The organism is Frankia sp. CgJB1, from assembly GCF_977947065.1.
Map to the genome: position 1 here is coordinate 21,020 of NZ_CDWTNB010000037.1, position 7,702 is coordinate 28,721.

General features: G+C 71.7%; 8 protein-coding genes and 1 pseudogene. 5 read left to right on the top strand and 4 right to left on the bottom strand.

Annotated elements, in window-relative coordinates:
• Positions 1-28: 28 nt before the first annotated feature.
• From AC08OT_RS06760 to purH, 3 genes are all read left to right on the top strand, one after another.
• Entirely contained in the window at positions 29-583 is a 555-nt protein-coding gene (locus AC08OT_RS06760) for a helix-turn-helix domain-containing protein (protein WP_476592172.1), read from the top strand.
• 196 nt (positions 584-779) lie between these two features.
• Complete coding sequence (purN, locus tag AC08OT_RS06765; RefSeq protein ID WP_476592171.1) at positions 780-1,430, top strand: phosphoribosylglycinamide formyltransferase; 651 nt, start codon at positions 780-782, stop codon at positions 1,428-1,430.
• On the top strand, positions 1,427-3,073 hold the full coding sequence (gene purH, locus AC08OT_RS06770; protein ID WP_476592170.1) for a bifunctional phosphoribosylaminoimidazolecarboxamide formyltransferase/IMP cyclohydrolase: 1,647 nt from the start codon (positions 1,427-1,429) through the stop codon (positions 3,071-3,073). Before purN ends, purH begins: the two co-directional genes overlap by 4 nt.
• A gap of 602 nt (positions 3,074-3,675) precedes the next feature.
• Here purH and AC08OT_RS06775 read toward each other — a convergent pair.
• Positions 3,676-3,999, bottom strand: coding sequence for a hypothetical protein (locus AC08OT_RS06775; protein WP_476592168.1), 324 nt, complete (start codon positions 3,997-3,999; stop codon positions 3,676-3,678).
• Between the two features lie 148 nt (positions 4,000-4,147).
• Positions 4,148-4,702, bottom strand: a complete 555-nt coding sequence (locus tag AC08OT_RS06780) for an FHA domain-containing protein (RefSeq protein WP_476592167.1) — start codon at positions 4,700-4,702, stop codon at positions 4,148-4,150.
• Here AC08OT_RS06780 and AC08OT_RS06785 point away from each other — a divergent pair.
• Positions 4,598-5,449, top strand: coding sequence for a DUF3017 domain-containing protein (locus tag AC08OT_RS06785; protein ID WP_476592166.1), 852 nt, complete (start codon positions 4,598-4,600; stop codon positions 5,447-5,449). The two genes, AC08OT_RS06780 and AC08OT_RS06785, sit on opposite strands and share 105 nt — an antisense overlap.
• Positions 5,450-5,493: 44 nt before the next feature.
• On the opposite strand, the gene AC08OT_RS06790 is transcribed toward AC08OT_RS06785, so the two are convergent.
• Together AC08OT_RS06790 and AC08OT_RS06795 are read right to left on the bottom strand one after the other, a co-directional pair.
• On the bottom strand, positions 5,494-6,504 hold the full coding sequence (locus AC08OT_RS06790) for an FAD-dependent monooxygenase (protein WP_476596966.1): 1,011 nt from the start codon (positions 6,502-6,504) through the stop codon (positions 5,494-5,496).
• A gap of 46 nt (positions 6,505-6,550) precedes the next feature.
• Positions 6,551-6,964 (bottom strand): annotated as a pseudogene (locus tag AC08OT_RS06795) (hypothetical protein); the annotation flags it as partial.
• A gap of 131 nt (positions 6,965-7,095) precedes the next feature.
• On the opposite strand from AC08OT_RS06795, the gene AC08OT_RS06800 reads away from it, so the two are divergent.
• On the top strand, positions 7,096-7,702 hold a 607-nt coding region (locus AC08OT_RS06800), incomplete at its 3' end, for a serine hydrolase domain-containing protein (protein ID WP_476602639.1).

Sequence of the window (7,702 nt, forward strand, 5' to 3'; positions counted from 1 at the left end):
GCACTGGATCATCTTCACGGAGGTCGTCGTGGCGGTCACGGTCGCCCGTATCCGGGCTGAAGCACTTCGCCTGCGGGAGCTGGGCTGGTCCTATCGCCGTATCGCCCGAAGACTGCAGACCCGCCATCACCTGAGCGCGCTCGTCGCGTTCCGCCTCGCGCACGGCTGGACGCAGGAGGAGGCCGCACGCCGCTGGAACGAGCGGTGGCCCGGTTCGGGGCCGGCCAAGACCGGTAAGACCTTCTCGTACTGGGAGAGCTGGCCGGCCAAGGGCGGCCGGGCGCCTTCCACACAGGTCCTGTCACGGCTGGCTGAGCTCTACCTGTGCCGGCCGAGTGATCTGCTGGACGGGCGGGACTACGGCGAGCTCGATGAGGGCTTCGAGGGAGCTGCGGGCCCCGCGGCCTCCGCCGGGTGCACCTGTGCAGCGGGCGGCACGGGTGGGGATGAGGAGGACGGGTGTGCGGGGCTGCGCTCGTTGGCTGACGGGCTGTCGTCTCCGGCGGCCTGCGAGGTCCCGTCCGCCCAGGCCATCGACGCGTGGCTGGCAGATCTCCTCGCCGGATGGGTTCCGGCGGCATGATCGGCAGCCCCGGGCTCAGGTGGCTGCCTGGCGGGCCGCGCCCGGCGGGCGCCGGTGCGCGCGTTTCCGGCGGGAAGCGGCGGAGCTGGTCGAGTCAGTACAGTCGGACCGGCCATTGTTCCGCCGCCGTCCGCAGATGGCGGTTGCGCAGCGGGCGGCTCGTCGTGTCGCCCGATTCTGCTTACGGAGTGTGTCTGTGTCTGCTCGTCTCGTCGTGCTCGCCTCGGGAGCGGGAACCACCCTGCAGGCGATCCTCGACGCAACCGCGGACCCCGGGTTCGGCGCGGCGGTCGTGGCGGTCGGCACCGACCGCTATGGCACCGGCGCGGAACGGCGGGCCCGGGCGTCGGGGGTCCCGGTGTTCATCGTTCGTCTCGAGGACCACGCGGACCGGGATGCCTTCAACGCCGCGACGGCCGGGCGGATCGCCGAGTTCGCGCCCGATCTGTTGGTCCTGGCGGGCTACATGAAGATTCTCAGTGCCCGGGTGATCGGCCGGTTCCGGACGATCAACACCCACCCGTCGCTGCTGCCCGCCTTCCCGGGAGCCACCGCGGTGCGTGACGCGTTGACCGCCGGGGTGAAGGTCAGCGGGGTAACGGTGCACTGGGTCGACGAAGGCGTTGACACCGGTCCAATCATCACTCAGCGGGCGGTGCCGGTTGAGCCAGGCGATACCGAGCAGACACTTCATGCACGGATCCAGAGCGTCGAGCGAGGACTGTTCGTCGCGACGATCGGCGAGATCGTGCGGGCCGGGAGCGGCGACTCGGCCCCGGCCGGACCTCGACGGGGCGAGCATGGGTCTCCCGCATCGGTAGAAGTTTGGATACAGGAGGAATCATGACGTCATCGGGCGAAGGTGTGGCCGGCGAGGGCGGGGCTATCCGCGGATCCGAGCCCGGCGAAGTGGTCCCCACCGGGCGGCGGCCGCTGCGACGGGCGCTTGTCAGCGTCTACGACAAGAGCGGGCTCGACGTCCTCGCGGAGGCGTTCCTCGTGGCCGACGTCGAGGTGGTCTCGACCGGTTCGACCGCCGACGTCCTGGCCCGTCACGGGCTGGCGGTCACACCGGTGAGCACCGTGACCGGCTTTCCGGAGGTGCTGGGCGGTCGCGTCAAGACGCTGCACCCCCACGTGCACGCCGGTCTGTTGGCCGATCTGCGTAACGCCGAGCACGCCGCGGCGCTGGCCGAACTCGACATCGCCCCGTTCGACCTGGTCGTCGTCAACCTGTATCCGTTCGCCGCGACGGTCGCCTCCGGTGCGAGCGAGGACGAGGTGATCGAGCAGATCGACATCGGCGGTCCGGCCATGATCCGCGCGGCGGCGAAGAACCATGCGTCGGTCGCCGTCGTCGTCACACCCGGCGACTACACCGAGTTGGCCGCCGCAGTCCGCGGATCCGGATATGATCTTCCCGCTCGCCGTCGGCTCGCCGCGAAGGCGTTCGCCCACACCGCGGCGTACGACATCGCCGTGTCTTCGTGGTTCGCCGGCGCCGTCGCGCCGGACAAGGTGGCGCGGGAGAGCGGATGGCCCGACGTGCTGTCCGCGCAGTGGCACCGTACGGAGGTCCTGCGTTACGGCGAGAACCCCCATCAGCGCGCCGCGCTCTACGTGGAGAGCGACGCCGGGGGTCGGCCCGGCCTCGCCTCGGCCCGTCAGCTGCACGGCAAGCAGATGTCCTACAACAACTACACCGACACCGACGCCGCCCGCCGAGCAGTGTTCGACTTCACCGAGCCCGCCGTGGCCGTGATCAAGCACGCCAACCCCTGCGGCATCGCGGTCGGCGCCACCATCGCCGAGGCCCACCGCAAGGCGCATGCCTGCGACCCGGTCTCCGCCTTCGGCGGGGTGATCGCGACCAACCGTCCGGTCTCGGTCGAGCTCGCCGAACAGATCGCGGAGATCTTCACCGAGGTCGTCGTCGCACCGGCATACGAACCCGCCGCGGTGGAGATCCTCTCCCGTAAGCCGTCGATCCGGCTGCTGGAGTGCCCGCCGCCGCCGCACCAGCGCGGGATCGAACTGCGTCAGATCAGCGGAGGCCTGCTCCTGCAGTCGCGGGACGCCGTCGAGGCGCCGGGCGACGAGCCGTCCGGATGGACGCTGGAGGCGGGATCACCTGCGGACGAGGCCCTACTGGCCGAGTTGCGGTTCGCCTGGCGGGCGGTGCGCTCGGTGAAGTCGAACGCCATCCTCCTCGCGTCCGGCGGTGCCACCGTCGGCGTCGGGATGGGCCAGGTGAACCGGGTGGACGCGGCCCGGCTCGCGGTGACCCGGGCCAGGGACCGGGCGAAGGGAGCCGTCGCCGCGAGCGACGCCTATTTCCCGTTCCCTGACGGCTTCGAGGTGCTCGCCGAGGCGGGGGTGCGGGCCGTGGTCGAACCGGGCGGGTCGGTGCGCGACGAGCTCGTCATCACGGCCGCCCGAGAGGCCGGCGTCACGCTCTACTTCAGCGGTGTCCGCCACTTCGCGCACTGACAGCGGGCCACCAGGCCGGTGGCACCGGCGTATGTTCCGCCAGCCACCGGCCGAAGCCTTTGCCGAGGAGTCGTCGGCGGCCCCGGCACGCATCTCTTCACCAGCGCATGTCTTCACCGGAATCGGCGGCCCCATCGCAGATGCCCGTCCGTACGCCGATACTCCAGTTCGATCGAAGGAGTCGACTCGCCGGTGTCGCCGGCGACACCGGTGCCGGTGCCGTCGCTCGCCACGACGCCGGGCGCCCCCGGCGCGTCGGTGCGGGTGTCCGGTCGGGCACTGGGCAGGCGTCCGGGACGCTGGCTGACCTCCGGTAGATGATCACTGTCAGGCCGATGATCGGCCTGGGACAGCGACAGTCCGGCCGCGGCCGCGCCGGGCCGGGCTCCCGTCCGCTCGTCCGCTCCGGATGGCCATAGCGGACCGGATGGCCATAGCGGACCGGACGACTGCTGATCGGTGCCCGGTCGTCTGTCCCCGGACGTTCTGTCCCGACCCGCCGGCCGGCTGGCCTCGGTCGATGTTCCGACCGGCTCTGGTGGCTCTGGTGGTTCGTCCGTGGCGCCGCCCAACGGCGCCATGCGCCGTTCGGTGCCCTCACTTCACGAGGCGGCGTTCGCCTCCGCGGCTGCCGAGCCCCGACGCCCGCTGGCGCTGCCGTTGGACGTCGTCGCCATCGGGCTGGCCGCCGCCGCGAGCGCACCGCCGAGCTGGTCGCCGTTCGGCACATAGCGCTGGGCGACCCAGTCCAGGGCGTCGCGCCAGCTCGCGCCGTAGAGCACCGAGATCCGATCCGCTGTCTGCCTCGCCAGCGCCTGGACGAACACTCGGTCGTCGCTGTCCAGGTGTCGGGCGTCCCCGAAGGTCTCCCAGGCCCGGAACATCAGTTCCTGCAGCTGCTTGCTGTGTGGTGATTCGTCTGTCACGTCACGCTCCATCCCACTTGGGCACTGCGGCCGGAAGTCCGCCCTAAGCCTGCATGATGCCTATAGGCGGGGATGTTGCATATTGTGCGCGTGATGTGTTCGGATGGGGTAATCGCATCTTTGACCGCTGGCATATGATATAGGGTGGTTATCCCCCGCTCCGGCAGGTCGTGGCATCGGGCAGATCGCCGTCGTGGAGGATCCGCCGCCCGACGGGCCGGCCGTTCACCGGGCGCCGTTTCGGGACAGCCCTGCGTCTGGAGACGTAGAGACTCGAGACGCAGAGATACGGGCCGCGTCGAACGATCTCGGCTTGCGGCCGGGAGACGCTGGGGCCGGCGAGTGGGATGTCGACACCCGGCCCCCGCCCCGCCGTGCGCCGCCTCGGCGTGGCCCCGCCGTGCTCTCGTGCGTCCGTGGGCGCCGGATGCCGCAGGCGGCCTACCGTGTGTTGGTAAGGACCGATGTCCTGGTTGGATTGGTGTTCGATGCATCCTGCACTCGGGTGGAAGCCGTCGCCGATGATGGCGGGGACGCCACCATGTCCCGTACGGGGCCACTGTCCAGCAGGAGATCCCAACCGCTGCCGGAGGTGAGGGTGACCGACGCGGTGCGCGGCTCCGGCCCGGCTCGACCCGGGGGTGATCCAGGCCGCCCCGGGCCGGGGGGGCGGTACCGATCCGACGGATATTCCGGCGGACATGAGGCGCCCGATCCCCGGGCGGAGCGGGCAGAGCTGCCGCTGCGCCGCGCTGGGGCGGAAGCGGACCGGCGGCGTCCGTCGTGGCCGGGCACCACCCGCGTCGACGTCTTCCGTCCGATCGAGGATCGTGACGAGCGCCTTCCCGCCGAGTATCGCGGGTTGCGTCGGTTCGACCGTCCCGTTCCGCCGGCACCGGCCCCGCCGGCCGCCCCGGGTCCGCCCGGATCGTCCCCACCGGAGCGGGTCGAGGGCGACGGCATCCCATCGCACGACCCGTGGCGTCCGGTGTCCTCCCCGCTGGTCGGCCCCGAGGAGCACCGGAAGTCGGCGGTCGGTGCGGAGCCTGGGCCACCAGTGGCAGGGACCATCTCCGGATCCCGGAGAACACCGGTCCCAGCTGCCTCCCCGCCACCATTCGTCACGCCCGGCGCACCCGCCGGGGCCGGGACTGCCGGGCGTGGCGACGGGGGCGGGATCGGCGGCTGGCTACGGCGGGAGGCCACCTTCGCGTTGGTGCTCGCCGGGGTCACCGTCGGGCTGGTGCTGGTCTTCCAGGACAGATGGCGCCGAGGAATGGTGGTCGTCGGCGTGGTCCTGGTGATGGCCGCTCTGGCCCGTTTGGTGCTGCCGGCACGGCGGATCGGCCTGCTGGCGGTGCGGGGGCGGGCCTTCGATGTGGGTATTCTCCTTCTGTTTGGAGTATCTGTGATAATCCTCACATTCGCCGTTCCCTATATCGGCCCGTGACGGGTTAGCGCAGGCCGTGACGGGTTAGCGCAGGCCGTGACGGGTTAGCGCAGGCCGGTCATGGTGCGCCGCATCGCCAGACGGGTCAGGGAACTCGCCGGGATCGTGCCGCGGCCCAGTCCGATCTCGACGAGCGTGTCGTACAGCTCGGTACGAGTGCGGGCGGCCCGCACCGCCGCGTCCATCAGCGTGCGGCGCCGCCCGGCGAGACCGGCCAGCAGGGCCGTGTGCCGCAGATGCCGTCCCAGCTCCGCGTCGAGAGCGCGTCGGTAGACCCGGCCCGCGCTGGCCGGGTGCGCCGCGCGGACGGCGGCATGCCCGGCCAGCGACCCCGACAGCACCGCGTAGTAAATGCCCTCCCCGGTCAGGGGGTTGATCAGGGAGGCCGCGTCCCCGGCGAGCAGCACGGGACCGTTCGGCTGCCGGGGGCGATGGGTCGACAGCGGCAGATGATGGGCCCGCAGCGTGGCTGGATGCGCCGGTGTCTCGGGCAGCATACGGGCGAGCGTGCGGCGCAGGACGGTCTTGGCGCTCGTTCCGTCCGTCCCGCCGGCCAGCCGGGACCGCAGCATCCCGTAGCCGATGTTCGCACGGCCGTCGCCGATTGGGAACGACCAGGCGTAGGCCGGCCAACCCTCGTCGGTCATGTGGATGAACTGTTCGGGGGGCCGTCGTCGAAGGCGACGTCGGTGTAGGCCCGCACGGCGATCGCCATCGCCTCGGGGGGGGGGGTTACCCGGCAGCCCGAGCCCGCGGCGTACCGCGGAGTTCGCGCCGTCCGCGCCGATGACGATCCGCGCCGTGAGCGTGCCGTTGACCACGACGACCGGCTCCCGTCCCCGACCGTCCAGGCGCGGCCGGTCGGTAAGTTCCAGGGACCGCACGCGCCGCTGGATCAGCTGAGCCCCACGTGCCTGGGCCGCGGCCATCGAGACGGGCGTCGAAGACCTCCCTGGGTACCACGTAGTTGGCTCGGGCCGAGGGAGTGGCCACCTCGGCGCCCCCTGGGGTGCGCAGGCGCATGCGGTCCACCGGCCGGTACCCGGCGACCGCATCGGTCACGCCGAGATCACGCAGGACGTCCAGGCCGTGCGGGGCGATGCCGTCACCGCAGGTCTTGTCCCGGGGGAACTCAGCGACGTCGACGATGACGACGTGTGCGTCCGGGCGTTCTCGCAGGGCGCCCAGAGCCGCCGCGCTGCCGGCCGGGCCGCCCCCGACGACAAGGACGTCGATCGTGCGGGAAAGTAGATCGACCGCCTCGTCCACGCGCACGATCGGGGTGGCGACGGTGATCGTGTCAGCGTCCTTGACTGGTCCTGCCGTTACGTATCGTGGTCCTGCGGTTCCCGTGATGTCACGTCTCCCCGCCCGCTCCCGCGGACCTGAGCCGTCCCTCGGATCCACGCCGTCCCTCGGGGTCACGCCGGATCCTCGGGCCTCCGTGGTGGCGTTCTCTCCGGGGTGCTCGTCACGCGGGGCGGGCGGGCCGGACGAGGATGTGAGGGTCTGCACGCCAGCCAGTCTCGCAGCCGGCTGCCCCCCGGTGGACGCATGCCCCGCCTCGCCCGCCTCGCCCGGCCCGCGGGGTGGACCGGGTGCCCGGGTCGTCGGGACCGGCGGGAAAACCTCGTACAGTGCGGAACGTGGACGCTCTTGGACAGGTGGCGGCGTGGCCGGTCGAGACCGTCGCGGTCGCGGTGATGGGCCGGGCGGACGAGGCGGTCGGACCGGGTGCGGGGTCCGGGTGGCCGGACGCAGCGGTGACCCCGCGGGTCCGGGAGGTGGCGCGGACCGGACCACTCGATCACCCCTTCCGGCTGGCCTCGGTGTCGAAGCTGCTCAGCGCCTATGCGGTCCTGATCGCCGTGGAGGAGGGCGCGATCGGGCTTGACGATCCCGCCGGACCCCCCAGGTCCACCGTGGCTCATCTACTCGCCCACACCTCCGGGCTCGCGTTCTCGGGGACCCGCACATTAGCCCCCCCGGGTACCCGTCGCATCTACTCCAACACCGGGTTCGAGCGGCTGGGGGAGACGCTGGAGAAGGCGACCACCATCGCCTTCGCCGACTACCTCGCCCAGGCGGTCTTCGAGCCCCTCGGGATGCACGGTGCCCGGCTGACGGGATCCCCGGCCTCCGGCGTGACGGCGACGCTTGCCGACATGCGACGCTTCGCTGCCGAGCTCCTCGCCCCGACGCTGATCACCTCCGCGACGTTCGCCACGGCCATCTCGGTCGCCTTTCCCGGAC